Below are 26995 nucleotides of genomic sequence, written 5' to 3' on the forward strand. Positions count from 1 at the left end.
AACAAAAAGTATAAATTTAATTTTTATCAGAATCAAAAGAATTAATTAATATCCCATTAACTCCTGTAGGCGAAGATTATCTCTTATCCTGATCCCTGTAAATGATTATTAAGAAAACTTATTGAAGCTCTTTAAGCTTATTTATTGCTTCGTCAAGTTTTCTCAGAGTAAAACCTATTTCATAAGGACAAAATCTTTTTTCGCTAATCAACTCATCTTCTACTTCGAGGATTAAATCTCTTGCTTTAACCAATTTTTCAACAAACGGATTCATTTTAAACTTCCTATTTTATTTAAATGCAGTATCAGGCTATAGCTCGCTAAGAATTATTTGCAATCTCCTTTAAACTATTAAATAATAGTTCAATTTCTCTTACCGCCGGCAATATTTCATTCTCAAAAAGTAAATCAACTTTTGTCATATTTCCTTTTTTAATTTCAGCTAATATCAATCTACCTGTTTCATGCACTTTTTTGTGAGGTATGTCTATTTTATTAAAAATGCTTTTTTCGGCATTTGACGGTTTATAATTGAAATACCATTTGCCAAATTTACAGAGTGTATGATCAAGCTGCAACTCTGCATTCGGATTTTTATTATCAATGGCTTTTTTTAATGAGGCTACCCAATTATGATGATCTTCCAGTCTTTTATCAAGGAAGACACTCTTTTCTTCCGGTGAAAAATTACAGATAACGTCGATTAATTCAACTGATAGATTCAAACAATCAGACTGTTTAGTGGATAATTCATCCGTTTTAACTCTTACTTCATTGCTTTCTGCTGTTATTTGTTGCATTGAAGCACTTAGACTTTGCATAGTAGCACTCATTTCTTCTACACATGCACTAGCCTGTTCATAATTTTCGGAGATAAGTGCAATATCTGTAGACATCACACTTATCTCATCAGTTACAAGATGCAAATTATCTGATAGTTTAGAAAACTCTTCCTGACTTATTGCAAGAGTATTAAACGTATTTTTCGAAGCATTAATACTATATTTTGATATATTTTGAATATTTTTAATTTCATTTTCAACAAGTTCAGTAAGTTGTTGAGTTTTTACTGCAAGTTTTTTTACTTCGTCCGCAACAACGGCAAAACCTCTTCCGTGTTCTCCTGCTCTTGCAGCTTCTATTGCAGCATTTAAAGCCAATAAATTTGTTTGACTTGCAATTATTTTAATTGCCCCTATTATCTTTCCTATTTGCTCAGATGCTGTTTTTAAAGAATTCATTTGCTCATCAAGATCAGTAAAAGAGTGTTTTAAGTTATCAAATTCTTTTTGTACTTCAACAGTACGTATGTTACCTTCCAAAGTTATTGAATGAATTTCATTAGATTTTTTTGAAAGACTAACGCATCTTTCAGCATCATTACAAATAGTTGCAGCAAATTCATTTAGAGTAGCTGTAACCTCTTCTACTGAACTTGAAATATTTTCCTGCTCACCTGTTACATTATTTATAGAGGTTTTTATATCATTGCAACACTCAAGACTAATTCCGGCTTGCTTTTTAAGCACAATTCCATTGTTTAGCAACCCAAATATTTTTTCAACAATAATTATAAAATGATTTTTATCGATTTTTTTCTGTTCAATCCGGGTTGTTTCTAAAATTTTTTCAGTTTTATTAAGCAATTTTGAAAAAAACATGCTGAAACCTTTCTTTTTTGAATGCCAAATAAAAATTTCAGCATTAATAATAAGTATAGTTCCAATAAACTATTTAATATACTATAAATTTCAACTTAGATTGTCTAAAACATAAAAATTTTAAGTTTTAATGGTATTAGCAGTTTTAAGAAGAGGAAATCCCATATCTTCTCTTTGTTTATAATAAAGTTTAGCGGTTCTCTCTGCCATTCTTCTGATTCTGTTTATAAAATTTGTTCGTTCATCCTTGCTGATGACTCCTCTTGCATCTAACAAATTAAAAGTATGCGAACATTTCAACACAAAGTCATAAGCAGGAAGCACAAGCCCGGCATTAAGGCAATTATCAACTTCTTTTGTATAAAGATCGAACAGGTTAAATAAAATTTCAGGAGTGGAGCATTCAAAGTTATATTTGGATTGTTCTATTTCATTCTGAAGATAAATTTCTCCGTATTTAACCTTATCATTCCATTGAATATCAAAAACACTGTCTTTTTCCTGAAGATACATGGCAATTCTTTCAAGACCATAAGTAAGCTCAAGCGCAACAGGTTTTACTTCAATTCCGCCTGCCTGCTGAAAATATGTAAACTGGGTAACTTCCATTCCATCAAGCCAAAATTCCCAACCAACACCCCATGCCCCGAGGGTCGGCGATTCCCAATTATCTTCTACAAATCTTATATCATGATTTTCAAGCTTGATACCTAAATATTCAAGACTCTTGAGATAAACATCCTGCGCATCTTCAGGAGAAGGTTTTAAAATTACCTGATACTGGAAATAATGCTGAAGCCTGTTTGGATTTTCTCCATAACGCCCGTCTGTAGGACGTCTGCATGGCTCAACCATCGCAGCATTCCACGGTTCAGGCCCTAATACCCTGAGGAAAGTGGCGGGATTCATTGTACTTGCCCCTTTTTCGGTATCATAAGGCTGTTGAATTATGCAGCCATAGTTTGACCAATATTCGTTAAGTTTATGAATAATTTCCTGAAACGTTGGTGCCATTGTTTTATTCCTTTTTAGATTGTTTTCCAATATCTACAATTTTAAGATGCCGTTTGAATTCTTCATAAAATCCGCAATCTGTTACGTTCAAATCCCCGTCAAGACTAACAACTCCGAGTCCCAACGCATGCAAAAGAGGACATGCCACACCCTTGGCGAAATTTTTGCAACTTATGCACTGATCATCTTTTTCTACATATAATTTGCCACTATCGTAGTACATTTTACGCCTTCATTTTAAGCTGTTTTATAAAAAAATAATTTAAACTCATGATAAATTTATTATACTCTATGAGAAAAAATTTCTAAATTTTTATTTTTTAAAATAATAAAAAAGTTTGCTTCTTAAAGAATGAAACAAACTTTTTTAAATACTATATTTGTTTTAGTTTTTATTCGTCGTCTTCATCATCTTCATCTTCTTCAGATTCAATGAATTCAATAAGACTGTTAAATTCTTCATCATCTTCGATTGTTTCAAAAACATAGCCGTCATTTTCTTTGTTTAATCTCATAATGACAACTTCTTCTTCATCCTCATCTTCTTCATCTTCAGAATCAGGTTTAGTTTCTTCTTCGCCTTCTTCATCAACATGCACCAAAAGCCCGTATTCTTGCCCGTTAAACTCAACAACGTCAATTAGTTCAAAGCTGAAAATTTCTCCATTTTCATCCTGTGTTCTTATTATTTTGTTTTCCATATCATTGTTTTCCATTTTATCTACTCCTTTTATCAAGATACTGTTGCAGAATTAGTATAGCAGAAGTTATATCAATTAGTCCTCTATTTTTGGAAGGTTTTTTATTTTGTTCAATCAAAAATCTTTCCGCTGCTTTGCTGGTAAGCCTTTCATCCTCAAGTTTAATCTCTGTGCCTGTCTTATTCTTTATTTTTTCAACAAAAGCCATGACATCCTCGGACTGAAAACCCAGAGTACCGTCCATATTTTTGGGTAAGCCTGCTACTATGGTTTCTACGTTATATTCGTTACAAATCTTTTTAATTTCTTCAATTGCTTTATTTTCAGGAATTCGCGATATTACTTTTAAAGGCTGTGCGGTTATAGCCAGAGGATCACTTATAGCAGTACCTATCCTCTTTGTCCCTATGTCTAATCCTAAAAATCTTTTATAATCCATAAAAAACCTTAATTACAAATTGCACAGCAAGTGAACAACTTGACTCAAGTCCTTACCCTGCAAGGTTTTAGCGAAACCATCCTGTTTCTTTTTAGCCAGACTGAATGTTTCAGCCGAGCCTTGATCAATTTTGTATTGATACCTGATAAAACCTTCTAAAATAGTTCTTTTTATCATTTCTCTAAAGAAATTAATCCTTTTAATATCATAACTGTTTTCCGGAGTGATGCTCCATGCCAGAGAAGCAACTATATTTCTGAACAGTTGCAAATCCTGAAGATCAAACAAATAAGACAAATCCAGTAACCGTTTTTTATAAATATTTTTAATTTCATCATTACTGAACAATTGGTCCAACAACTTGTCTGTATTTAATTCAAACCAATTTGTTAATTCGGCCTGATTATCGATAAAATAATCATTTTTTTCACTTATTTCCTTTATCAAAGCATTAAGGGTTTCGTTAATTAAAGGATGGTCTTCTTCTTCAAAAAACCAGTGTTTGAAATCAGGAAATTTGTACAGCAAATTTGCTTCGTTAATTAAATCTTCTGATACCCAGGTTTTGCTTAATTCTTCAAAATTATTTTCAAGAGCAGATATATCACTTATTAAAGATTTCCATGCCGCATATTCGTAAGGAATCGGCAAATTGTTTTCTTTATTAATTTTTTCTGCCTCATCCAGCTTTAATTTACAGTATTCAGGCGAAACAAAAAATCTGGTGGACGCTTCTTGAAATTTTTCTACAATTCTGGAAAAATCCTGTTTACTTATTCCATAAAAGCCAAAACAATCTAAAATCCCGTGAATATCGTTAACAACAACATTCAACATTAATACGTCCTGATTTGGTTTTATCCTGCTGATAATAAAGCCTTGATTTCCTATACCGTCGATAACATTTGTATGACATTCATAAACGATAGAACATTGGGTAATAGGAGCATTGGCGGGATATTTGTTTTCCTTATTAATGTTTACTCCGGATAATTTAAGCATGTTAAGGCTTTTTTGAGCGTGTTTTTTTATAAATTCACTTTTTGAATATTTCAAAACATCGTTTAATGCAGGGACAGCAAAAACCGAGCGCGTTTCTCCGAGAATTTTCACAAGTTCTTCTTCAAGCTTTGGAGCAGGATTAGCTTCCAGCGCAGGAACGACAATATTCACAAGGTATTCACTGGAATAATCATCTTTAAGAGAGTTAACGAGATTTATTTGCTCAGATTCAGGCAATGAAAATAAAAAATCGAGAAAATCTATCTGTGCTTCAGGATTTGTGGAAGCTACTTCCAGAAGTTTTTGTGTTTCTTTATCAACAATAGCTTTAGGGTCTTCAAGATAATTCAGAAATTCTTCAGGATCGGTTTGATCTCCAAGGCTTTTCAAAATAAGTCCCGAAAGGTCTTTTAATTCATCAGAATAGTTTGGCGATTTAATATATGACCATAATACATCCTTAACAGAATCCAGATCGCCCAATTCTTGAACAAAAAGGCTTATTATCTGACCTTTTTTGTAATTGGCTCTAGCCAGTTCTTTTACAAGAACATCAACAACATAACCAATATCTTTGATAGAGCGAAATTTAATTAAATTATTATCCAGCTGTTCTTTAGACATTTCATCCAAAGAAATCAGCTTTTGAAGCATAAGCAGAACTTCTGATCTAATTTGCAGTTTTGATAAATCTCTCAACGTCATTATTTTTTAACACCTTGCCAGAAACTGTCCAGAATTTTTTGTACCTCCGAAGAGGGAATGCGATCTTCCATCATGAAGTATTGCACACAGACCATTATACATTCTGAGCAAATATTTACACCGGGTCCTTTTACCATTTTTATGACCATATGGTTCGGTCTGCCGCAAAATGAACAGTAGACCATTTCCTGAGCTTCTTTTTTATCTTGTTTTTCAATGCTTTTGTCGGATGTTTTTTCTTTATCCCGCGCATTGGCAAGAGAAATAACTTTCTTTTTCTTATCAGTCATGATTCAGCCTTTTTATTTTCTTTTTATATTATATTATATATTTTAAAATTTGCAGAAAAAGCTGCTAAAAAATTTTCTTTTAATAAAGAGAAGACGGTTTATAAAAACCGTCTTCTCTTTATATTCTTTATTTTTATTATTTACTTGGCAACTGCCATTTTTTTATTTATAGCGCCTGGAACATTTTGCCAATTAGCCGCCATAATTTTTTTGAAAGCTTTTAAAGCAGTATCTTCTAATTCGCCAAGCTCTTCAGCTTTCATTATAAGCTCTCTGAGCGGTAATAAAGCTCTCTGGTCGCGAAGCACACCAAGTGCAGCAGCCGCACCGGCTCTAACAAGTTCGTTTTCCTGAGTATTCTGCAATACTTCGATAAGTGCAGGAACTGCTTCAACATCGCCTAATTTACCAAGTGAAGTAACAGCGTAAATTCTTACGTTTACCCACTCGTCTTTAAGCATTTTAATAATATGTTCAACAGCTTTTGTGCTGCCAAGCTCACCGAGTGCTCTTGTTGCATCACATCTTACGTTAATTTTTTCATGAACGAGAGAAGTAATCAGTGCTTCTACAGCAATATCGCCAATTTCGATAAGCGCATCAGTTGCTGTAACGCAAACCTGACTATTTTCGTCATTAAGAGCTTCTACTAAAGGGGTAACAACTTCTTCGCCGCCAAGACGACCAAGAGCACGAGCGGCTCTAACTCTTACATCAACGTTACGATCTTCTCTAAGTGAAGAAATTAACGGTTGAGTAGCATCAATGTCTCCCAGTTCACCAAGAGCTCTTGCTGCATATAATCTGACTGAGCCATTTTTATCATGTTTTAATGCTTCAATTAATGGTTCAACAGCTTCGGCATTGCTTAATTCGCCTAAAACTCTTGCGGCATTGTAGCGAACTTTTTCTGAGTTACTGACTTTTAAGTCATGTACTAACTCTTCAAAAGTTTTCTCATTTTTTTTCTTTCTGTTTATTGATTTAATAGCCATCTAGATTACTTCCTCCAGCATTACTTATACATTACATTACATTACAGAGCAATCCTTCAATTAGCAGGACTTGTTTAATTAATTTTTTTTTAAAAACACAATGACTTTTTAATATAGCTTCCATTTTATTAAAAACATTGTTATAAAAAAAATTGCTAAATTGAGGTCCAAATATTAAGTTTTGTTAAATTTATACTATTAAGATTGTTTGTGTCATATTAGTTATGTAAACAAATATTAATTAAGCGTAAACTCAACACTAATTACATTATTGATAATATCATATTTTCAAGCATCATTCTCGTTTTCTTTACAAAACTTAACATTGCTATGTGATTTTTTTTTTACACATAGGTTCTATTTAATTATAGCTTATTTTGATTTATTACAAAACTTAAAATATATAATGCAAGCATCAAAATAAATTCTAATTTTTTGGCATTTCTATAGTAAATACTGAGCCCCTCCCCTCAAGGCTTTCTACCTTTATAGAGCCTTTGTGCTGTTCTATTATTCGATAACATATAGAAAGCCCCAGCCCTGTCCCGATTCCAACACCTTTTGTTGTAAATCCGGGATCAAAAATACGCTCCAGATGTCCTTCAGGAATCCCTTTACCTGTATCGGAAATTATTATTTTAATTTTATCGTCATAATTTTCTGTTTTTATTTTTATCGAACCTGTTTTTTCTATGCTTTGACAGGCATTTACAAGAATATTCATAAACACCTGATTTAGCTGGTTTGGATAACAATTTATCAACGGCAGGTTTCCGAATTCTTCAATTATTCGGATTTTCCCTTTAATCTCGTGGTTAATAAGCATTAAAGTGCTTTTTATTCCTTCATGAATGTCTGTTTCTTTATATTCAGCTTCGTCAAGACGCGCAAAGTTTTTCAAAGCCTTTACTATAGAATTAATTCTTTTTATCGCCTCTGCGTTTACTTTTAACGTATCGTCAAGTATTTCTGAATATTTTGTCATTTCCGACTCAGAAGAAACTGTTTTGATTTTCTGAATACATTTTATAAAAATATCGTTATTGCTTTTAATTGAACCCATAGGGGTATTTATTTCATGAGCCACTCCTGCCACCAGTTGACCAAGAGAAGCCATTTTTTCCGATTGTATAAGTTGAGATTGGGTTTGTTTTAATTCCAAAAGCGCTTTCTCAAGATCAAGTTTTTGTTCTTCAAGTTCATTAAACAATTTTGCCTGATTAATTGCAGAGGCAAGCTGCGCTGATATACCTTCAATCATGGTTATCTCTTCTTTATGCCAGTGCTTTTTTGATACGGCATGAAGAAAAGACAGAATACCCAGAATTTCGTTATTATAAATGATAGGAGTTATAAGTTTTGATCGGGATTCTCCTGTATCGTTGTCTACGATTACAGCTGAAGTATTTGAAGCCTTGTTTTTAATTGATTTTTTTAACAAATCATCTTTATCAGGGTTAATTTTATGGATTTCTGTAAATTTTTCGTTTTCCGAAACCCAGGAATGTTTAACTATTAACTCTTTCTGTCCGTTTAAAACAGCGGCATAAAAGCCTTGACTTAAATCAAGAGTTTTCGAAATTTCTTCTACAGCTGTTTGTATAATTTCATCTATATCAAAGCCATCCCTGATTTTATTTGATATTTTGTTAATTAAGCCTGTTCTTATAGCGAGAGTTTGTGCTTTTTCTTTTAATTCAGAAAATTCTTTATTTTCCTTTTCAAGCTTTTCAATCGTTTTTTCATTTTCTTTAATTCGGTTTTTTAAAGATATATTTTGAATTTTTTCTGTAAAATCCGATAAAATTATGATTTTACTGTTCTGAATACTAAAACTTCTCATGTTTAAATTTTTGTATAAATTGCTGTCAATCTGAAATAAAGTTTCCGCACTAAATAAAATATTGGAATTTATAACTTCACGAATCGGGTTATAGTCAAAAAACTTTTCCCTATCAAGAATACAAACATTAAAAGAAAAAAAATGTTCAATTTCTTCTATTTTTTTTATATCGCCAAATAGATTTTTAGCATTGTTATTGAGAAAAATTATATTGTTATTTGCATCAAGCATCAACAGAAACTCATCCGAGGCTCTATAAAGGCTTATTATTGAATCTATGGAAATGTTTTTAAGGGTTTCCTGCATGCCACACTCTTATTAAGTAACAAATGAAATTTTTTCTTCAACTCGAATTGCTAATTAAATTTACTTGTCATTGAGAGGAGAGGCTTTAGAATCGACGCGGCAATCCATTATATTTTTTACAGATTGCTTCGTTGCTCTCGCAATAACGATTTTGGCGATTTAGCAATTTGAGTTATTCATTCTTATCTAAATTATAAATAAGTATAACATTTTCATTAATTATTGTGTGACCGATAACAATTAGCCTTGTTTAATTTTTATTATATTAAGTTTTATGAGATTTTTATAAATATTTTTCGATACTGCTGATTAAAGTGGATTTTTGCATAAGCCCGACTAATCTTTCGACAGCTTCGCCGTTTTTGAAAATCAATATGCTTGGAATTCCGCTTATACTGTATTCCTGAGCAATACGGACGTTTTCATCGGTGTTAACTTTAACAACTTTAAGGCGTCCTTTGTATTCTTCGGAAATTTCATCTATTATAGGGGCGATTTTTCTGCAAGGTCCACACCATGGAGCCCAGAAATCAACTAAAGCAAGGATTTCTGATTGTTTTACTTCCTGGTCAAAACTTGTATCGTTCACTTCTAAAGCATTTGACATTATTCTCTCCTTAAAATTGCATTTTTTATTTTAAATTCTATCAGGGGTTTTTATTATAATATATTTAATAACGACATCAACTATTTTATAATAAGAAAATAAAATCGCAATTCATTTGATGTTTAAAAATGATTTTAGTTAAGACACATGGTTTTTAGAATGAAAAAAATAAATTTGGCTTTAACGGATAAATATATATTAAAACAGCTTGTAGAAACTTTTTTGCTTGGAGTAGTAGTATTTACCTCTCTTATGTTCGCGTCAGACCAGTTTTTGTATCTGGTAAAACAAATATCAGCTTATGGAATCCCTTTTGGTGTTGCCATGAAAACAGTTATACTTCAGCTTCCTTATATCGTAGTTTTTACAATTCCTATGGGGATACTGCTTGCGACAATCCTGACGTTTAATAAATTAAGTACCAACTGTGAATTAACAATAATGAGAGCGTGCGGGATTAGTTTAACAAGACTTGCCATTCCTGTTCTTGTTTTCAGTTTTTCACTGGCAATATTCAGTTTTCTGGTAAATGAATTTGTCGTGCCTGCAGCTAACATGAAAGCAAAAAGTCTGATGATGCAAGCAATAGCACAAAAAAATCTCCCCGAAGGAAAATCAAATTTCTCATTTCAGGAGCTTGATCAGAATAAACAGATTAAAAGACTTTTTTATATAAGTAACTATAAACATAAAAAAATGAAGGGTGTTACAGTTTTGGATTTGTCAAAACCTGATGTGATACAGGTTATCCAATCAAAATACGGCGTTACAAATCCTGCATACTGGGAATTTGACAAGGCGGCAATGTATACAATCTCTAACTCGGGAAAAATTATGAATACAGTTGTCTTTGATTCAATGCAGCTTGATTCAAATTTAAATCTTTCCGAAATACAAAAAGACCATAAAGCAAGAGAACTTAATTTCTTTGAGCTTGCCAAGTACATAAAAACAAAAGCTAAAGAAATTGAACCGCAGCAAGTCGCTTTTCTTAAAGTAATGCTTTATGAAAAAATTGCACTGCCTGTAACTTCCTTTCTTGTTGTATTAATAGGTATTCCTTTAGCTATAAGCCCTCCGCGTGCAAAGGTCAACAGGGGATTGTTATTCAGCATTATCGTGATTTTCTGTTACTACATTATTAGGGCTGTTTCATCTTCTCTTGGAGAAGCTCAAATTCTTGAACCGTTCATTGCAGCATGGCTGCCGAATTTTATGGTTTTATCCATAGGAACTTTTTTGTTCTATAGAAAAGCTTATATGGTTTAGTGAGGAGAAAAAGTTGATAAAAGCTAAAGAAGCTCTTGAAAAACTTATTAAAGGCAATGAGAGATTTGCTTCAGGAAATTTTGAAAAACCGAACAGGTGTAATATTAGAAGAGGAGAACTCCTTGGGGGGCAAACACCTTTTGCGGCTATTCTTAGCTGTTCTGATTCGAGAACACCCGGTGAAATAGTATTTGATCAGGGGCTTGGTGATCTTTTTGTCGTCAGGGTTGCAGGAAATATCCTTGCGGAAGAAGTTATCGGAAGTCTTGCTTATGCGGTTAATGATCTTGATGTAAACCTTGTAATTGTTATGGGACACGACCATTGCGGAGCAGTTACCGCCGCATTAAATGACGATAATAAATGTATTTATGTGAAAAGTCTTATTGATAAAATTAAACCGCTAATTTCCAGTCATAATACGTTGGATGATCTTGAAAAAATAACAAAAAGAAATGTTAAAAACGTTGTTAGTCAGCTAAAAAGCCTTAATGTGGTTTTTAATAATAAAATTTCCGATGGAAAACTTGAAATTATCGGTGCATATTATGATCTTCAAACAGGTAAAGTCGATTTTGGCGACTAAATAAATTCAGACCTTTTTACTTTTTTTTTTATTAGGTGTATTCTAAAAAATATAAGGTATGCACTAAATAAAAAGGACATTTAAGATGACTGAATATGTTTTTATGGATGGTGAATTTGTACAGGAAAGTAACGCTAAAATTAGCGTAAAAACTCATGCTTTTCTTTACGGAACTTCAATATTTGAAGGAATAAGAGCTTATTGGAATGAAGAAGAAAAACAGCTTTATGTCTTCAGAATGCGCGAACATTATGAAAGACTTCACAGAAGCGCAAGAATAATGCTAATGAAGCCTGCTTATTCAGTTGATGAAATGTGTAATTTGACAATCGAGCTTTTAAGAAAAAATGCGCCCCAAACTGATACTTATATAAGACCGACTATGTACAAAAGCGCTCAGGCAATCGGACCTAAGCTTACAGGACCGGATTCATTTCTGGTATTTACATGTCCTTTAGGCAATTATGTAGATGTTACAAAAGGTTTAAGTGTTTGCGTATCCAGTTGGAGAAGGCTTGATGATAATATGATTCCTCCAAGAGCTAAAGTCGGCGGAGCTTATGCAAATACGGCCCTTATTATAACCGAGGCTCTAAATGCAGGATATGATGAAGCATTAGTGCTTTCAAGCGAAGGGCATGTTTCTGAAGGAAGTGCAATGAACTTTTTCCTTGTTGAAAACGGCAAACTTATCACTTCACCAATAACCGATAATATTTTAATCGGAATTACAAGGGATGCTGTGAAACAAATAGCTCAAAATGAATTTGGTCTTGAAGTTGTAGAAAGACCAATAGACAGAACGGAGTTATATATTTCTGATGAAGCTTTCTATTGCGGAACAGGAGCGCAGATTAGCCCGATAACCAAAATAGATTCAAGACCTTTAGGCAACGGAGAAATCGGTCCTATAACCAAAAAGATTCAGGATTTATATTTTGAAATAGTAAGAGGCAAGGTCGACAAGTACAAAAACTGGTGTACGTCTATTTATGATAATTAAGTTTATCGGCGCATGTGTAATAAACCTTTATAAAGCCCTTAAATGTATTTTTCAGGGCAAAATCAGCCTCAAAAGAACTATTTTTCAGGCATCCGTAATAGGTTATGATTCATTGCCCATAGCTTTAACGATTTCTATGGTTGCAGGAGCGGTTTTATCGCTACAAATTTCGCAGCAATTTATGCTTACAGGCGCTGATTCTTATATTGGCGGACTTGTTTCGCTCGCAATAACAAGAGAAATGGCGCCCATCTTTGCAGCGCTTGCAATAGGAGCAAGAGCAGGAACTGCAATGACAGCAGAAATAGGCAATATGTGTGTAACAGAGCAGGTAGATGCCTTGAAAGTCTTAAAAGTTGACCCGATTGGCTACCTTCTTGTTCCAAGAATGCTTGCAGGAATTGTCGTTGTTCCTCTGGTAACAATAATTGCAGAATTTATGGGAATTGTCGGTGGAATGTTTGTTGCCAACAATGCTGTTGCCCTGCATCCGTATATGTATATTAAATCTGTATGGCTTTATTCAAATACTTATGATATTAAGTCAAGCCTTGTAAAAGCAGCTGTCTTTGGGGTTCTCATTACTGTTATTTGCGTAACTCACGGTTTGCAGACAAAAGGCGGGGCAAGGGAAGTCGGGATTTCTACAACAAAGGCTGCCATCTGGACAGCCGTTGCAATTCCTGTTTTTGATCTTCTCTTAAGCTGGATGTTTTTCGCTTAAGCCAATATATCCAGAAAATCTAATACTTCAGTATTTAAAAATTTCATATCCTTAATTGGTTGTTTGCCGGCTATTTTAAGATCAAAACTCGTAAAAGGATCTTTGCTGCCATGTTTGATATTTGTTATTGTTGCTGTTTTGCCATGTGATTCAGGATCACAGTATTTTTTATTAATTCTTAAATTTAGTCCTTCTGTTAAATCTTTTACCGGATATGCTCCAAAACCAAGATTTTTTACTTGCATAATACTTTACTTTTCCTTTCTGACTGTTACTTTTTTTCCCAGCCGTCTAAATTATATTTAAGTACCGATGTTTTTCGCTTAAGCCAATATATCCAGAAAGTCTAATACATCAGTATTTAAAAATTTCATATCTTCAATTGGTTGTTTTCCGGCTATTTTAAGATCAAAACTCGTAAAAGGATCTTTGCTGCCATGTTTGATATTTGTTATTGTTGCTGTTTTGCCATGTGATTCAGGATCACAGTATTTTTTATTAATTCTTAAATTTAGTCCTTCTGTTAAATCTTTTACCGGATATGCTCCAAAACCAAGATTTTTTACTTGCATAATACTTTACTTTTCCTTTCTGACTGTTACTTTTTTTCCCAGCCGACTAAATCATAGTTAAGTACGGATGTTTTATCGTAAGTAGTTGTAAATCGCGGCTTTTCGAACCTATCTTTATCCGCATATTGAAATGTTACTTCTTTTTTTCCACCGGATGAATTTTTTGAGCTCAAAACTACTCGTTGTTCACCTTCGGCATCTTTTAAAATCATTCTTTTTTTTAAAGCACCTACTGTGATTGCACCAAAACTAAGATTTCTTATTTCCATAATATTTCCCCTTTTCTTTGTGAATTATAATTACTATTTATATAAGTCCCGTGAAAAAATAAAGTGACAAAAAATTTCTGCTTTATTTATAATTTGTTACAAAAAAACTCCCTAAAAACAGGGAGTTTTTTCTTGATTTTAGATATTTTTATTTACCGTAAAATTCGGCGCATTTTCTTAAATTTTCTATAACATCATTATGTTTTTGGGCAAATTTATGACCTTTTGCTTCAATAGCAAGAATAAGCACTTCAAGAATGTTCATTGCTTCGCCTTTTGCAACTTGTTCCTGAAAATAACATTCATAATTGTTAGGGATTCTTAATGACCAGTTTTCACTTCCTGAAGTTCCAGGCATGTTATATCTTTCGCGGCTTCCGAAAAAATCTGCAAAGAATATCTGAATATTTTCAGCAGGACTTGCAAATAATTCCGCAAACTTTGCGGTAAGAAATTTTTGAGGATTTTGCATAATCTCATTCTTGAACTCTTGTACATGTGACTCTTTTAAATCAGAGGAAAGGTTTTCTGCATGCAAAGATACTCCATTAGTATTGTATAGTTCGTCAACCCAGCTCATTAAAGGCTGGTTGTCATGACTTCCAATCATTGCCCAGTGTTGTGGTTCAGTATGTTTTATCCTGTAAGGATGGTCTTTAACTTCCGGATCAACAAACTGAGTCATTCTTATTCCGCTGAATTTAAGCTTTTCCATTACAGCTACAACAGGGGCAGTAATAGTTCCAAGATCTTCGCAAATAATAAATTCTTTGCTTATGCCTTTTGACTTAGCTGCTTCAATTACAATATTTTCAAGAATTCTTGCATATTCTTTGATTTGGTCGTCATTAACCGATAAAACCCTTTTTTCGCTTTCAGGACCGACTTCTTGATTTAAGTCTTTAATTCTTATCAAAGAATATTTGCTAAGCTCAGCGTGTTCAGGAGAAGAATAAAGCCTTGAAGCGCCCTGTTCGGGTCTTGGGAGCAAACCTGATTTGTAAACAAAAGGGTCTATAAGTCCGATAATATGGTCGATTCTTACGCCACCCGGGTTTTCTTCAAACATTTTAGAGAACCTTGCTTTAAGAAGTTTTCCTCCATCGCCAAGACTGCCGTCTTTGTTAAAGATTTTTTCGGGATCCATTACAGGAAATCCCCATGCCTGTCCGTCTGCGGCAAAGATGTCGGGAGGACAGCCCAAATTCCAACCATTCAAAAATAATGCCTGATTTGCCCAGTAATCTCTGTCTGAAAAAGCCACCTGACAGTCTGCAATCGTTTTCATTTTATTGTTTAAAACAAAACTTTTCGTTGTTTGTTTTTGGAAGTCAGAAATGAATTGAACAAATTCATAGTATTCAATTTCGTCTTTCTGGTTATTTTTTAGTTCAGCTATTCTATTTTGAACATCTGATCCGGAAAATTTGCCTTCAGCGTTAAAAAGATTTTTATCAAGCTCATCTGTCCACATTGGCCAGTAATCATTGCCATGTTTTATGGAAATTGCTTCATACAAAGCATCTTTTTCCAGCCAGTACTGATTTTTTTTGACAAATTCCTGTAATTTATTGTTTAATTTTTTAACGCTTGAGTCCCCTTCCGATAATTTCTTTTTGAAATTATTAAAAGCTTCTCTCAGCGCGGAGTCACTGTTTTTATAAATATATCCGTAAGCAACCCTATTGTGTTGTGATGGATTATTATTGACAATTTTATCAAAAGTTTCAAAAGACAGAATACCTGAAAAATCTTTTTGTGTAAGTTGATAAAGATCAATAAACAGGGGATTGTTTGAAAACATTGTTCCAATATAAGGAGAAGCGTCTATTGATTTTGTTTTGCCTTCAGGACCGAGCTGAATTCCGTTAAACCCGAGATCGGAAAGAAATGCCATAAAGCTTTGTCCGCCTCTGGTGTTTGGAGAGCCAATGCCGTAATCTTGCCCCTCAGAAGAAGGAAAGCTGGGACCATGAACAATCATTGAAAGATTTTTTTTATTCAAAACTTTTAATGCTTTTTGAATAGCTTTTTTTATTTCTGTTTTTTCTCTTGCGGATGGATCTTTGCAGGTAAAAATGCTCATTCTTTCACTTCCTCTAAATTTTAAATATACTTTTAAAATATTATATTATAGTTATAAAATCATAGTAAATGAAATTTCGAAGAGTAAAATGAATTTTATGAAAGCCGCAGTCTTTAAAGAACAAAATAAACCTCTGTATATTCAAGAAATTCCTATGCCTGAGCCTTATGAAGGTGAAATTCTCATAAAAGTCGTGGCTTGCGGGGTTTGTCATACGGATTTGCATTATATTGACCATGGAGTGCCGACTTTTAAGAAAACACCTCTGGTTTTGGGGCATGAGGCCTCAGGAATTGTTGAAATCGGCTCAAATGGTTTTAAAAAGGGCGATAGGGTTTTGATTCCTGCCGTACTTACTTGCGGAAAATGCAAATATTGTCTGGAAGGCAGAGAAAACGTATGCAAAAACATGCTTATGCCAGGTAATCATGTAGATGGAGCGTTTGCACAGTATATAAAAGTTCCCGAGAAAGATATTATTTTAATGCCCGATGAAATTCCTCTTGAAGAAGGCTGTATAATTGCAGATGCTATTTCTACTCCTTATCATGCTGTTGTAAACAGAGCAAAAGTTAGACCTTCAGAAAGAGTTATTGTCTTCGGGTGCGGAGGAGTCGGGATTAATGTCGTGCAGATTGCTGCTTTGCAAGGCGCAGAAGTTATAGCATGCGATATTGATGACAAAAAACTTGAGATTGCGCAGGAACTGGGTGCAAAGTATGCTTTTAATCCCGATAAAATTTCTGTCAGGGAATTCCTTAAACAAAACGGCGGATTGGTTGACGTTGCTTTTGAAGTTATAGGCAAGCCTGAAACAATTGAAGCTGCTTATAAAGCTCTGGGTTTGACAGGCAGGCTGTGTGTTATAGGTTATACAAATCAAAATATTTCCATAAATCCCGCTAAAATTATGTTTTACGAGCAGGAAATTCTTGGTTCTGTTGGATGTCGACCGACAGATTATTACAAAATTATTGACCTTGTAAAAGAGGGCAAAATAAAACTTGATAAACTTATTGCAAACAAGTATGAACTGGAAGACATAAATAAAGCCCTCGATGAACTGAGGGATTCAAAGGTTTTGAGGAATATAATTCTGCCCAACGGCAAAGGGCAGGATACAGCTACGATAATTTAAACCGACAAGTCCCAATAATCTTTATAATTGTCATTCTGAGTAACGCGAAGACTCTGTCCAGTTGCTTATTTTCACTATTTGACAGATTCTTCGGGCTAAAGTCCTCAGAATGACAGTTTTACGTGCGTTTTTGCCTTGCAATGACGAAAAATAATTAATATTAAGAAACATTAAATTAATTATATTCAGGCACTGTCGTTTTAAGCTTTATATTTTAAAAAACAACACAAAAAAGAAGTAGCAATTTTTTTCTTTAGGGGTTTTTAAATATTCAGAAATTAATTCATCAATAAAATTAGAAAATTAATTTATATGTGTAGTTTTTAATTTGGCAAAGCCAGGAAAGAAAGCAAAAAATGACTATGAATGGATGAACAAAGAAAAGCGGTTACAGAATACATCAGCAAAGAAATACAATCCGGTAATCTAAATCCAACTAAGATGACAAATGTGTTAAATAAACTAAAACAAGATGCAATAAATTTATTACCTGAAAGTGATTTAGTGGAAATCCTGCTCGAGGTAAAAAAGTCTACTGAAGATGCAGTTGTTTCAATAGGAAGAAAATTTTTAAACAAACTGACAGGGACAAAACCTCCGCAGGTTCAAAAGGAATATCTTAGCAGTCGGCTAAAATATATTCCGGGAGAGGAGAGCGCAAATCTGGGAATGAAAGAAAGTACAGTATTTCCACTCCATTCTTTTGACGTAGCTGTGATTAGTGATGAAATCATTGAGAAACGCGGTGCAATCGAAGAAGGAAGAAGCCTCATAAAAGAATTACTTGGTTAGTTTAAACAAAATATCAATAAAAATAGAAAATTAATTTATAGGTGTAGTTTTTAATTTGGCAAAGCCAGGAAAGAAAACAAAAAATGACTATGAATGTGGGATTCAATCCAGCTCAACAAAACAAACAAAAAGTGGGCTTCGGTACTAATATGAGATTTGACAACAAAAAAATAGACATTAGTTTTACAGCTAAAAAACCTATTAATCCTTCATTAACAGATCCCCCGCCAAGACGGCCAATAGCGGAACCACCTATAATAAAAACTAATGAAGAAATCGAATTGGAAAAGGAAGAAAAACTAAGACAATTTTATGAAGTCAAATCGCCCAGACAATCAAGGTGGAAACCAAGTGATGGTTATGATGCGGCTATTTAACTTTAACCACCTGTACTCAATGACAAAAACTTTTTTCGGTTGACCGTTTCTGGAATTATTTGTTTATTTGCTTTGATACTCATACTTGGAATAGCCAAGCTCATCATATATTTTCGGAGGTTTACACAAAATTATTTATGGATTCTTTGTAAAACTTTTCAGAAATTTTGCCTTAATTAAAAAAATTCTTATAATTTTTTCTACCTACCCATCCCCTAAAAAAATACCCTACAAATAAAAGCCTCAACAAATACGTTATATAGTTGATGCCAAAAGGGCTTAAAAAGTTTATCTTTAAAAGCTATAGGGATAATATTGCGAAGCGGGAGTGTTTAAAACTGAAATAAGCAGTTTTAGTTTTAAAAAAAACCATTCCAATATGCAAATCGGGGTAAGGGTAGGGAAGTGAGTCCAAAGCTCAATAACTCTAAAAAATCAGCTTTAAAAAATGCAAAAGAAGAAAATAAAATTTCTTTGCATTATTATTTTGACTGGTATGAAAAAGCTTTCTGCGAAAAACTTTCATGGGCAGGCAGCGAGTTTCTTGCTTCTTATGTTGAGTTTAAGCTGGCAGGAATTGGCGATACTCCTTGTCAAATATGGCAGGATAGCGATTATTTTGTAACACAGATAAAAATTTCCAATGAACATGCGGTTACAATAAAAGTTTCTGATGCTGCTGCAAACCTGATTTTTCGAGGCGCACTGGGTGATAGACCAAAAGAAACAGGATATCTGAAATTAAAAAATATAACAGAGTTAGAAGCAACAATACTTACAGCGTTTAATGAATTTTTATACAAAAAAATCAATGGAGATTTCCTTACCTCTAAAGAAATACAAAGCGTTGACTATAAAAGAAACAATGAAGAAAAAACGATTTATCTTACTTTTTACCTTTTTGGAGATACCGATGATGAAGCCGGAAAAATAATATTTATATTCCCCGAGTTCATAATAAGAAACATAGTCCCTGTAAGCAAGCCTGAATTACCTTTAGATATTAATTATTTTAGTCCCTGCCTCGTAGAAACGGATATAATCGCAGGATATTCAAGAATTACCCTTGAAGATATAAAAAATCTTGACCTTGAAGACATTATAATCCTCGAAAACAGCCATCTTTATTCTATGATACTCAAGAATCATGAGAATTTAAGAATAAAGATTAACCCTGATATAAATATAGTAGTTAATTTAGATGAAAATAACGGAGATAACACCGTGAGTAAAGTAACAGGAAACATTTGGGACAGCCTTGAGGTAGACCTGAGCGCGGAATTTGAAAAAATTAAAATTCGACTCGGAGATTTAAGAAATATTATGGAAGGACTTGTGGTCGATGTAGCACCGATTGCGCAAAACAAACTTTTTATTAATGTCGAAGGAAAACAGGTTGCAGCCGGAGAACTTGTCATAGTAGGCGATAAATATGGAGTTAAGATAACTGAAGTTTATAACGACGCAAAAGTTGTGGAAGACGAGCCTGCTGTTACCGTATCTTCTCAGTCATCAGAAGATTCAAGATCGAATGAACATCATGAAAATGCAGATGAAGACGAATATTCTGACGAAAATGATGATGAACAAGATGAAATAGACGATTCTGACTTTGATTTCAGTGATTATGAAATAGAAGAAGATGTTTAAGAAAGGATAGGGAGTACAAAGATTATGACAGGATACTTAACAGGCTTTCTCGTTTATACGTTGGCAATGCTGGGAGTTATTTTTGTCGGTTTTGTGGTTGTTAAAAAAAGTTTTAATTTTAATTCCGGAAAACAAAACCACAACTATTTGAAAGTTGAAAGTTCTTTGAGCCTTGAGCCAAGAAAAAATCTTTATGTTATTAAAGCCGGAAAAGAAAGATTTCTTATTTCTACAGGCATTGAAGGGTGTCAGTTTATGACAAAAATCGAAAAAGATAATATTCCTTTAAGTACAGAAATTTTAAATGAGGAAGTAGAGAAAGCTGAAACAAATAATCCAATAAGCAAAATGATGATTCCCAAGCTGGAAATGCCTGCTTTAAGCCCTGATTATATCGGGCTTAAAGAGATTTTAAGAGCAGAAAGGTTTTAATTAATGAATATCGATAATTTATTAAAAGACTTAAATCCGTCAATGCAGTTATTAATATTAATGACTGCTATTACTGTTTTGCCGTTTGTATTTATGTGCATGACCAGTTTTTTAAGGTTTGTTATAGTCTTTTCAATATTAAAAACAGCCCTCGGTACACAACAGGTTCCTCCGGGAATGGTTATAATAGGGCTTGCAATGATTTTGACGTTTTACTCGATGTCTCCGGTATTTGCCGAAATGTATCAAAAAGGCTCTGTTCCTTATGAAAAAACAGGTTCTATTGCCCTTGCGATGAAAGAAGGCTCTAAGCCGCTTAAAAATTTTATGATGCGTCAAACAAGGCAAAGCGATATCTCATTTTTTATACAAACACTCAGGGGAAAACCTCCTGCAACTCCTGATGATATAGGTATTTGGGAAGTTGCTCCGGCTTATATTATAAGCGAGCTGAAAACTTCATTTGAGATAGGTTTTATTATATTCATACCGTTCATTGTAATAGATCTTATCGTTGCAAACGTGCTTCTTGCCCTCGGTATGATGATGTTATCTCCGACAATTATATCTATGCCGTTTAAATTGCTGGTATTTATTGCTGTTGACGGGTGGGGGATGATAGTACATGGTCTTGTTCAGAGTTTTAACTGACGTAGCCCAACAGAAAAACTCAGGCAAATAAAAGAAAAAATCGAAAGGAACAAATTTCATGGATCTCCTGATGGAACATTTAGGAAAAGGAATAGTTGTAATGCTGATGCTGTCAATGCCTTCAGTACTGGTAGCAGCAGGTATCGGTCTTGTGATAGGTATTCTTCAGGCTGTAACGCAGGTACAGGAACAAACAATAGTAGCAGCTCCTAAAATTCTCGGTGTGTTCCTTATAATTTTGCTTTTAGGCGGTTTTTCAATGAATACGTTAACGGATTATTTCAGGGAGTCTTCAAATATAGCTTTTAATATAATTCCTCATGATGAAGAAATGGTTTTACCGCCTTCAAATACCTATAGTCAGGGATCAAAAATATATGAAGAAGAATTTTACAGCGAGAAAAAGCCTCAAATAAAGGAAATCATGAAAAATCCCGGAAAAATTCCTTATTCAGAACAAAAACTTAAAGAATCTTATATAAAAACGTCAAAAAGTTAGTTCGGGTTATTAATCGAAATAATTAAAAAGCAGAAAAAGGTTTAATATGATTCAAAATATTAATAAAAAACATAAAGGAATAAAAAATATTTTATTATTTTTGACAATCCCTGTATTGTTTTTCGCCTTTTTATTCTCATTGAAAAGTTTTGCATCACCTGCATTAAAAGACTTGCCGCCATGTATTCAGGCAAAACCTGAGCTTCATTCTTTTATCCCTACTTTGCAAATTAATAAAGAATTGACTCTGTCGCTTAGTACTCCTCATCTTCTGACATTTGACGAAAAAATTGTTCGTTATAAATTTGAAAACGAAAAAGATTTTAAGGCGGAAATTCTTTCAAATATCTTTAATCCCAGACAGGAATTGCTTATTAAACCTCTAAAAAGCCTGAATAACAATTTAACTGTATGGACTGAATCTAAAATTTATAATATCAAGATTGTATTTGAACAAAATCAAGAATTGGCAACTCATGAAAACTCAATAAATAAAACACCTGTTTTGTCTGAAGATACGTCAGGAATGATTGATTTTGAGCTGGATAGTCCGCCTGAAATCAAGAAAAGTAATTAATAAAGAGAACAATCATAATGGATAGTTTTATCGCACTTTTAAACCAAATACCTGATTTCAGCAAATATTGCGATGCAGGAATGCTTATTTTTGCGAGAGTTTTAGCGTTTTTATTGAATGCACCTGTTTTTGATCGTAAAGATATTCCGATGCTTTTAAAATTGGGTTTTGCTTTGTTGTTTACTTTTTGTTTTATTGGTATAGCAGGTAATGTTGCTACACCTAATAACGCTTCTTATAGTGTCTGTATAATTTTAAATATTGTGTTCGGCGCTCTTGTCGGTTTTGTAGCCAAAACTATTTTTCAAACAATAGAAGCAGCCGGAGAAATAGTTAATATGCAAATGGGATTACAGTCTGCGATGATGTTTGATCCCAATGCAAAAGCCCAAATATCTGTTGTAGGAAAACTTTTTATGAACCTGGGTACAGTAATTTATATAGAAATAGGCGGTTTGTATTGGCTTTTCAGCGCTTTTAAGCGGGGGTTTGAAATTTTCCCGCTATATGCAACCAGTATTCCTCTGGATAAATTTGTAAATATTGATTATATTATAATGCTAACAGGAAATTTGTTGTTTATAGGGCTGCAAATAGCTTCTCCTATTCTTTTAGTAACACTTGCGCAGGATATAATCCTCGGTATTATTTCGAAAACAGCTCCGCAAATAAACGTTTTCCAGCTTAGTTTTGCATTCAAACCTGTTGTCGGGGCTGCAATTCTTGTTATTATTCTTCCTCTGCTTATTAATTCAATTACAGATTTTCTTGTATATTATCAAAAGATTTTTTAATTTCCGATTTTAAAGTCTCTAAGGCAAAAGCAATTATTTCGGCATGATCAAAGGCCAGCTCCGGAAGTTTATTAACGCTAAACCATTGAGCATCTTTTGCGTCATCCTGAGCTTTTATAAAAAGTTCTGAGGAATTTACACTTGCATAATAAACAACACTAACGGTTCTGCCTCGAGGATCCCTGCCTACACGCCCGAAAGCTCCTAACTGTTTTAGACAAACATCTTTTATACTTGTCTCTTCTTCAAGTTCTCTTTTTGCTGCTTCTTCGAGTTCTTCGTTATATTCTACAAAACCTCCGGGGAATGCCCATTTGTTTTTGAAAGGTTCGTATTTTCTTTTGATAAATAATACTTTTAGGTCTTCACCGTCTTTGTAATCGGAAAAAAGTATTATATCTGTTGTTAAGGCTGGATTTTTATATTCTTTTGACATTATTAAAACCTCTTAAAGTTAACAGGAAAGAGGTTTCGCCCTTTCCTGTTTTACTTCTTTTTTATAGGTTGCCTCGCTATGCTTGCAATGATGATTTTGGCGATTTAGCAGTTCGAGTTATTTTTTTTAATCTGTTGTATCCGAAAATTCTTTTGCTGCGGCATATTCAATTATTGCGGCTTTTGCCATAGGATCTGTAAGATTTTCTTTAAGGGCATTTCCGAAAGCAAAATCACCAAGAGCAGAAGCTCTCATTGCAACGCTGGGTCTTTGTTTAAGAAAAGGCTTCATATCTTTTGAAACAGAGGCAAGTGTTTCCGGAGTAATTTTAATTCCCGAATTTTTATCCTCAAAACCTTTAAACGCAACTTTTTGGTTTTTCACAAGAGATTGACCGGAAAGAGCGTTCATATCATGAAGACTTTTTCTGGTAACTTCTTTTTCGTAAATATTTAAAGCTTCTTCCTGTTTTTCATCTTGATTTGCAGAAAATGCAGGTTTAACATTGTGTATACTTGCCGGCCAAATATTAGTTTGGTCGTTATTTTGAATGTCGCTCATTCACTAAGTCCCCCCGATTAAATTTTCTTTAATATAAGCACTTAAATAATATATTTTAGAAAAATTATAATTATATTAAGTATATACTAAAAAGTTATTTTTGGCAGCACTTTTTGATTTATATTAATACAAAAATATAGGCTAACCGGAGGAGCTATAATAAAAATAGAGTTTTTTAAAAAATTATGTATTTTTCTGCTCTTTTTTGAGCACGTAAGATGTCCAATGAAGAGCCAGAGCAGGTGTTAGAAAAACGTAAAAAACAAATATTTTCATCCATCCGAGAAAATAAACTATAAGCAAATAAAGGTTTTCTCTGCTTATGTTATAAAGACCTGTACTAAAATTTGCTGCCCATTCTTTGTTAAACATATAGAACAGGCTTACGAAAATACAATATATAAGGCTTATTAAAAAACATTTATAAAAAACATTTCTTACAATAATAATTGTTTCCAGCATATCATCACCTCACAATTTATTATAAAAAAATCAATAATTAATAATCAATTATGACAAAAAATATATTATTTTTAATTGCCTGTTTTGTTTAGTTTTATCAATTTTTTCAGTACTAAAGACTGTGCCGGCAATATATTAAATGGCTGAATAATAAACAACAGCGGTTTTCAAAAGCGTTATTGTTTTCTCATTTTCAAGTTTTATATGAAAAGCCGATTGATCGGCCCAGAGAAGTATTCCTCTGAAATGATGTGCAGCTGTTGTAATAAATTCCAGTCTTGCTTCATGTTGTATGAATTTTTTGATTTCTGCTTCAGTCGGTCCTTTGAGTTCCATAACCTTCGCTCCTTTTATATAACTTATTTTAAGTTGCTTAATAATTTTCCTGCAAAAATTCTTGCTTCTTTATCCGTTTCAATTATATCGTTCAATTCGGGATTTTGTATATTATTGTGTTGTTCTAAAGTTTTATAAACAATGTTATAAATTTCTGTCAGTTTTATTTCTTTTCTCAAGAAGGCGTAAACAGCTTCTTCATTTGAAGCATTTAATACAGTCGGACAGGTTCCGCCTTTTATTCCTGCTTCGTAGGCAAGTTTGAGGCATGGGAATTTTTCCAGATCAGGTTTTTCAAATTCCAGTCTGCCTATTTGAGTAAAATCCATTGTTCCTGTTTTTGGTCCTTCAAAGGTTTCAGGATAAGTAAGCGCAAATTGGACGGGAATATGCATGCTCGGAAGACCCATCTGCGCAATTACGCTGCCGTCCGGAAATTCTACAGCGCTGTGTAAAATACTTTGAGGGTGTATAACGACTTCTATTTCAGAATAATCTACGCCAAAAAGCCAGTGAGCTTCAATTACTTCCAACCCTTTATTCATTAAAGTTGCGGAATCAACAGTTATTTTATCGCCCATAAACCAGTTTGGATGAGCCAAAGTTTCTTCTAAAGTTGCTTTTTTTATCTCTTCCAACGATTTATTCCTGAAAGGTCCGCCTGAGCCTGTAATTATGAGTTTTTTTGGGCGGCTGAAATTTCTTGATGCAAGACATTGAAAAATAGCCGAATGCTCGCTATCTACAGGCAAGATTTTTACATTTTTCTCTTTTGCCTTTGTCATCACGATACTTCCGGCAGCGACTAAAGTTTCTTTGTTGGCAAGGGCAATATTAATTCCGTTATCAATAGCCGCAAGCACTGGGAAAAGCCCGTTTATTCCCGTAACTGCACTCAAAACAACATCGTTTCGGGTATTTTTTGCTATTTCAACTAATCCGTCATTTCCCCACAAAATTTCTTTATTTTTAATATCTTTTTTGAGTTCTTGAGCGAGTTCTCCGGTTTTTACAGAAACAAATTCGGGGTTGTACTTTAATATTTGTTTTTTAAATTCTTCAAGATTCGACCCTGCGGCAAGCCCGACTATTTCAAATTTGTCATGCAGACAATCAACAACCTCTAAAGCCTGTTTTCCTATTGACCCTGTAGAGCCCAGTATTGAAATTTTTTTCTTCATTTATTTCACAAGAATACTTTTAACTCTTGTTATTATATATCATTATAATTTTTTTAAAAATGTCTGCGAAATTCAACTAAATTTTCAATTTTTGCCATATGATGACCATCGACAAATTTGCCCGAGCGTTCAATTACTGCACCTTTTATTTTGGTTTCATCAATTTCAGGATAATTTCCGCGCCAATCCTTATGCAAAATTACTTTTCCATTCCCTTTAGTGAACTCTATTTGTTCAAATTCAGGGGCATTATTAATATGTACTTCGGCTTTATCTCCGGTTAATTTTACTTTGCCGACTTTACTGCTGCCCGATAACCCCACATCATGTACCGCTGTGATTTCATTAACAGACGCATTACCTCTTACTCTTACGCAATAGTTAGAAACAACTTTATTAACTTTTGAGCTTCCACTAATTATTGCTTCATTAGTTGTGATTTCATCAACCTTTGCCTTACCCGAAACTTCAACTTCGGGAGATTTGGCTTTTGTAACACTTACATTTTCATCAATAAAAATACGTTCCCTTGCTTGTATTTCTTTGACATGTCCACCTATGCTGTTCTGTACCTGAACATGAGTGGCTATAATTTTATCAACGGTTCCTGTTCCATACATGCCGGCTGATATTTCAGCATGTAATTCTTTTGCCGTAGATTTATCAAAAAGAGATATATATGTTGCTTTTATAGTGTGAGAACTGCTGTTGCCGTGTAATTCAACATATCTCCCATTAATGGTACGGACTTTTGATGTTCCTGCCAAAATAATTTTTTTTTCGGGTGAATTAACAGAATCTCTGATTTTGTCGGCTAAAAAAATATTGTCAGGTGAATGATTACCTGATAATAAAAATTCCGGATATAATTTAATATCCTTTCCTGTATATTTATCGTCTCCCGAGAAAGAAAGATTTTTGCCGGTTTTTATAAACGAATCCTGAGAAAAGTTATTATTTAAATTGAAATTTTGTTTGGTTGTTAAAGAGGCAACTCCTATATTGTTGTTATATTTATTTATGTTTATGTTTAAAGG

Annotated in this window: 34 protein-coding genes; 13 read left to right on the top strand and 21 right to left on the bottom strand. The window is 33.6% G+C overall.

Going from position 1 to position 26995, the window contains the following annotated elements; all coding sequences use genetic code 11:
• Window positions 1–118 precede the first annotated feature (118 nt).
• The 11 genes from WCG23_08725 to trxA all read right to left on the bottom strand — a co-directional run bounded on the left by WCG23_08725 (window position 119) and on the right by trxA (window position 9563).
• Window positions 119–274, bottom strand: a complete 156-nt coding sequence (locus WCG23_08725; GenBank protein MEI8389953.1) for a hypothetical protein — start codon at window positions 272–274, stop codon at window positions 119–121.
• Between the two features lie 46 nt (window positions 275–320).
• Entirely contained in the window at window positions 321–1661 is a 1341-nt protein-coding gene (locus tag WCG23_08730; GenBank protein ID MEI8389954.1) for a methyl-accepting chemotaxis protein, read from the bottom strand.
• Between the two features lie 120 nt (window positions 1662–1781).
• Entirely contained in the window at window positions 1782–2675 is an 894-nt protein-coding gene (gene glyQ, locus WCG23_08735) for a glycine--tRNA ligase subunit alpha (GenBank protein ID MEI8389955.1), read from the bottom strand.
• 4 nt (window positions 2676–2679) lie between these two features.
• On the bottom strand, window positions 2680–2898 hold the full coding sequence (locus WCG23_08740; protein MEI8389956.1) for a hypothetical protein: 219 nt from the start codon (window positions 2896–2898) through the stop codon (window positions 2680–2682).
• 169 nt (window positions 2899–3067) lie between these two features.
• A complete protein-coding gene (locus WCG23_08745; protein ID MEI8389957.1) occupies window positions 3068–3391 on the bottom strand; it encodes a DUF1292 domain-containing protein in 324 nt (107 codons plus the stop codon).
• Window position 3392: 1 nt separating this feature from the next.
• Window positions 3393–3815 carry a Holliday junction resolvase RuvX gene (ruvX, locus tag WCG23_08750; protein ID MEI8389958.1) on the bottom strand — a complete coding sequence of 141 codons (423 nt, stop codon included), beginning with the start codon at window positions 3813–3815 and terminating at the stop codon, window positions 3393–3395.
• A 12-nt stretch (window positions 3816–3827) separates the two neighbouring features.
• A complete protein-coding gene (locus WCG23_08755) occupies window positions 3828–5522 on the bottom strand; it encodes a hypothetical protein (GenBank protein ID MEI8389959.1) in 1695 nt (564 codons plus the stop codon).
• Window positions 5522–5812, bottom strand: a complete 291-nt coding sequence (locus WCG23_08760) for a ClpX C4-type zinc finger protein (GenBank protein ID MEI8389960.1) — start codon at window positions 5810–5812, stop codon at window positions 5522–5524. The genes WCG23_08755 and WCG23_08760 overlap by 1 nt, the downstream gene beginning before the upstream one ends.
• A gap of 140 nt (window positions 5813–5952) precedes the next feature.
• Window positions 5953–6807, bottom strand: a complete 855-nt coding sequence (locus tag WCG23_08765; GenBank protein ID MEI8389961.1) for a HEAT repeat domain-containing protein — start codon at window positions 6805–6807, stop codon at window positions 5953–5955.
• Between the two features lie 427 nt (window positions 6808–7234).
• Entirely contained in the window at window positions 7235–8956 is a 1722-nt protein-coding gene (locus WCG23_08770; GenBank protein ID MEI8389962.1) for an ATP-binding protein, read from the bottom strand.
• A 283-nt stretch (window positions 8957–9239) separates the two neighbouring features.
• The gene (gene trxA, locus WCG23_08775) at window positions 9240–9563 is read right to left on the bottom strand and encodes a thioredoxin (GenBank protein ID MEI8389963.1); all 324 of its coding nucleotides are present in this window, start codon (window positions 9561–9563) and stop codon (window positions 9240–9242) included.
• A 159-nt stretch (window positions 9564–9722) separates the two neighbouring features.
• On the opposite strand from trxA, the gene WCG23_08780 reads away from it, so the two are divergent.
• The 4 genes from WCG23_08780 to WCG23_08795 all read left to right on the top strand — a co-directional run bounded on the left by WCG23_08780 (window position 9723) and on the right by WCG23_08795 (window position 13145).
• Window positions 9723–10832: an LptF/LptG family permease gene (locus tag WCG23_08780; GenBank protein MEI8389964.1), complete on the top strand. Its 1110-nt coding sequence runs from the start codon at window positions 9723–9725 to the stop codon at window positions 10830–10832.
• Between the two features lie 13 nt (window positions 10833–10845).
• Window positions 10846–11418, top strand: coding sequence for a carbonic anhydrase (locus WCG23_08785; GenBank protein ID MEI8389965.1), 573 nt, complete (start codon window positions 10846–10848; stop codon window positions 11416–11418).
• 85 nt (window positions 11419–11503) lie between these two features.
• Entirely contained in the window at window positions 11504–12421 is a 918-nt protein-coding gene (locus tag WCG23_08790; GenBank protein ID MEI8389966.1) for a branched-chain amino acid transaminase, read from the top strand.
• Window positions 12411–13145 carry an ABC transporter permease gene (locus WCG23_08795; GenBank protein MEI8389967.1) on the top strand — a complete coding sequence of 245 codons (735 nt, stop codon included), beginning with the start codon at window positions 12411–12413 and terminating at the stop codon, window positions 13143–13145. The genes WCG23_08790 and WCG23_08795 overlap by 11 nt, the downstream gene beginning before the upstream one ends.
• Here WCG23_08795 and WCG23_08800 read toward each other — a convergent pair.
• From WCG23_08800 to WCG23_08815, 4 genes are all read right to left on the bottom strand, one after another.
• Entirely contained in the window at window positions 13142–13390 is a 249-nt protein-coding gene (locus tag WCG23_08800; GenBank protein ID MEI8389968.1) for a hypothetical protein, read from the bottom strand. The two genes, WCG23_08795 and WCG23_08800, sit on opposite strands and share 4 nt — an antisense overlap.
• 78 nt (window positions 13391–13468) lie before the next feature.
• Window positions 13469–13717 (bottom strand): hypothetical protein, encoded by a 249-nt coding sequence (locus WCG23_08805; GenBank protein ID MEI8389969.1) that lies wholly within the window; start codon window positions 13715–13717, stop codon window positions 13469–13471.
• A 26-nt stretch (window positions 13718–13743) separates the two neighbouring features.
• Window positions 13744–13986, bottom strand: a complete 243-nt coding sequence (locus tag WCG23_08810) for a hypothetical protein (GenBank protein MEI8389970.1) — start codon at window positions 13984–13986, stop codon at window positions 13744–13746.
• Between the two features lie 148 nt (window positions 13987–14134).
• Window positions 14135–16072 (bottom strand): 4-alpha-glucanotransferase, encoded by a 1938-nt coding sequence (locus WCG23_08815; GenBank protein MEI8389971.1) that lies wholly within the window; start codon window positions 16070–16072, stop codon window positions 14135–14137.
• 88 nt (window positions 16073–16160) lie between these two features.
• Here WCG23_08815 and WCG23_08820 point away from each other — a divergent pair, with 88 nt between their 5' ends.
• The 9 genes from WCG23_08820 (at window position 16161) to WCG23_08860 (ending at window position 22982) form a co-directional block, all read left to right on the top strand.
• A complete protein-coding gene (locus WCG23_08820) occupies window positions 16161–17210 on the top strand; it encodes a zinc-binding dehydrogenase (GenBank protein ID MEI8389972.1) in 1050 nt (349 codons plus the stop codon).
• A 366-nt stretch (window positions 17211–17576) separates the two neighbouring features.
• Window positions 17577–18002 (top strand): hypothetical protein, encoded by a 426-nt coding sequence (locus WCG23_08825; GenBank protein ID MEI8389973.1) that lies wholly within the window; start codon window positions 17577–17579, stop codon window positions 18000–18002.
• A gap of 83 nt (window positions 18003–18085) precedes the next feature.
• Window positions 18086–18379, top strand: coding sequence for a hypothetical protein (locus WCG23_08830; protein MEI8389974.1), 294 nt, complete (start codon window positions 18086–18088; stop codon window positions 18377–18379).
• Window positions 18380–18784: 405 nt separating this feature from the next.
• Complete coding sequence (locus tag WCG23_08835; protein MEI8389975.1) at window positions 18785–20029, top strand: FliM/FliN family flagellar motor switch protein; 1245 nt, start codon at window positions 18785–18787, stop codon at window positions 20027–20029.
• Window positions 20030–20053: 24 nt separating this feature from the next.
• Complete coding sequence (locus WCG23_08840; protein ID MEI8389976.1) at window positions 20054–20461, top strand: flagellar biosynthetic protein FliO; 408 nt, start codon at window positions 20054–20056, stop codon at window positions 20459–20461.
• Between the two features lie 3 nt (window positions 20462–20464).
• Window positions 20465–21112: a flagellar type III secretion system pore protein FliP gene (gene fliP, locus WCG23_08845; GenBank protein MEI8389977.1), complete on the top strand. Its 648-nt coding sequence runs from the start codon at window positions 20465–20467 to the stop codon at window positions 21110–21112.
• A gap of 58 nt (window positions 21113–21170) precedes the next feature.
• Entirely contained in the window at window positions 21171–21611 is a 441-nt protein-coding gene (locus WCG23_08850) for a flagellar biosynthetic protein FliQ (GenBank protein MEI8389978.1), read from the top strand.
• A gap of 46 nt (window positions 21612–21657) precedes the next feature.
• Complete coding sequence (locus WCG23_08855; GenBank protein MEI8389979.1) at window positions 21658–22188, top strand: hypothetical protein; 531 nt, start codon at window positions 21658–21660, stop codon at window positions 22186–22188.
• A gap of 17 nt (window positions 22189–22205) precedes the next feature.
• The gene (locus tag WCG23_08860) at window positions 22206–22982 is read left to right on the top strand and encodes a flagellar biosynthetic protein FliR (GenBank protein ID MEI8389980.1); all 777 of its coding nucleotides are present in this window, start codon (window positions 22206–22208) and stop codon (window positions 22980–22982) included.
• On the opposite strand, the gene WCG23_08865 is transcribed toward WCG23_08860, so the two are convergent.
• The 6 genes from WCG23_08865 to WCG23_08890 all read right to left on the bottom strand — a co-directional run.
• On the bottom strand, window positions 22945–23418 hold the full coding sequence (locus tag WCG23_08865; protein ID MEI8389981.1) for an NUDIX hydrolase: 474 nt from the start codon (window positions 23416–23418) through the stop codon (window positions 22945–22947). The genes WCG23_08860 and WCG23_08865 overlap by 38 nt on opposite strands.
• Window positions 23419–23544: 126 nt before the next feature.
• Window positions 23545–23979: a hypothetical protein gene (locus tag WCG23_08870; protein MEI8389982.1), complete on the bottom strand. Its 435-nt coding sequence runs from the start codon at window positions 23977–23979 to the stop codon at window positions 23545–23547.
• 183 nt (window positions 23980–24162) lie between these two features.
• Complete coding sequence (locus tag WCG23_08875; protein MEI8389983.1) at window positions 24163–24441, bottom strand: hypothetical protein; 279 nt, start codon at window positions 24439–24441, stop codon at window positions 24163–24165.
• Window positions 24442–24576: 135 nt separating this feature from the next.
• On the bottom strand, window positions 24577–24777 hold the full coding sequence (locus WCG23_08880) for a hypothetical protein (GenBank protein ID MEI8389984.1): 201 nt from the start codon (window positions 24775–24777) through the stop codon (window positions 24577–24579).
• 23 nt (window positions 24778–24800) lie between these two features.
• Window positions 24801–25958 carry a 1-deoxy-D-xylulose-5-phosphate reductoisomerase gene (locus tag WCG23_08885; GenBank protein MEI8389985.1) on the bottom strand — a complete coding sequence of 386 codons (1158 nt, stop codon included), beginning with the start codon at window positions 25956–25958 and terminating at the stop codon, window positions 24801–24803.
• 53 nt (window positions 25959–26011) lie between these two features.
• Window positions 26012–26995 (bottom strand): hypothetical protein (locus WCG23_08890; protein ID MEI8389986.1); only part of this gene is annotated, 984 nt, incomplete at its 5' end.

The organism is bacterium, assembly GCA_037147175.1.
Classification (GTDB): Bacteria; Cyanobacteriota; Vampirovibrionia; order Gastranaerophilales; family UBA9971; genus UBA9971.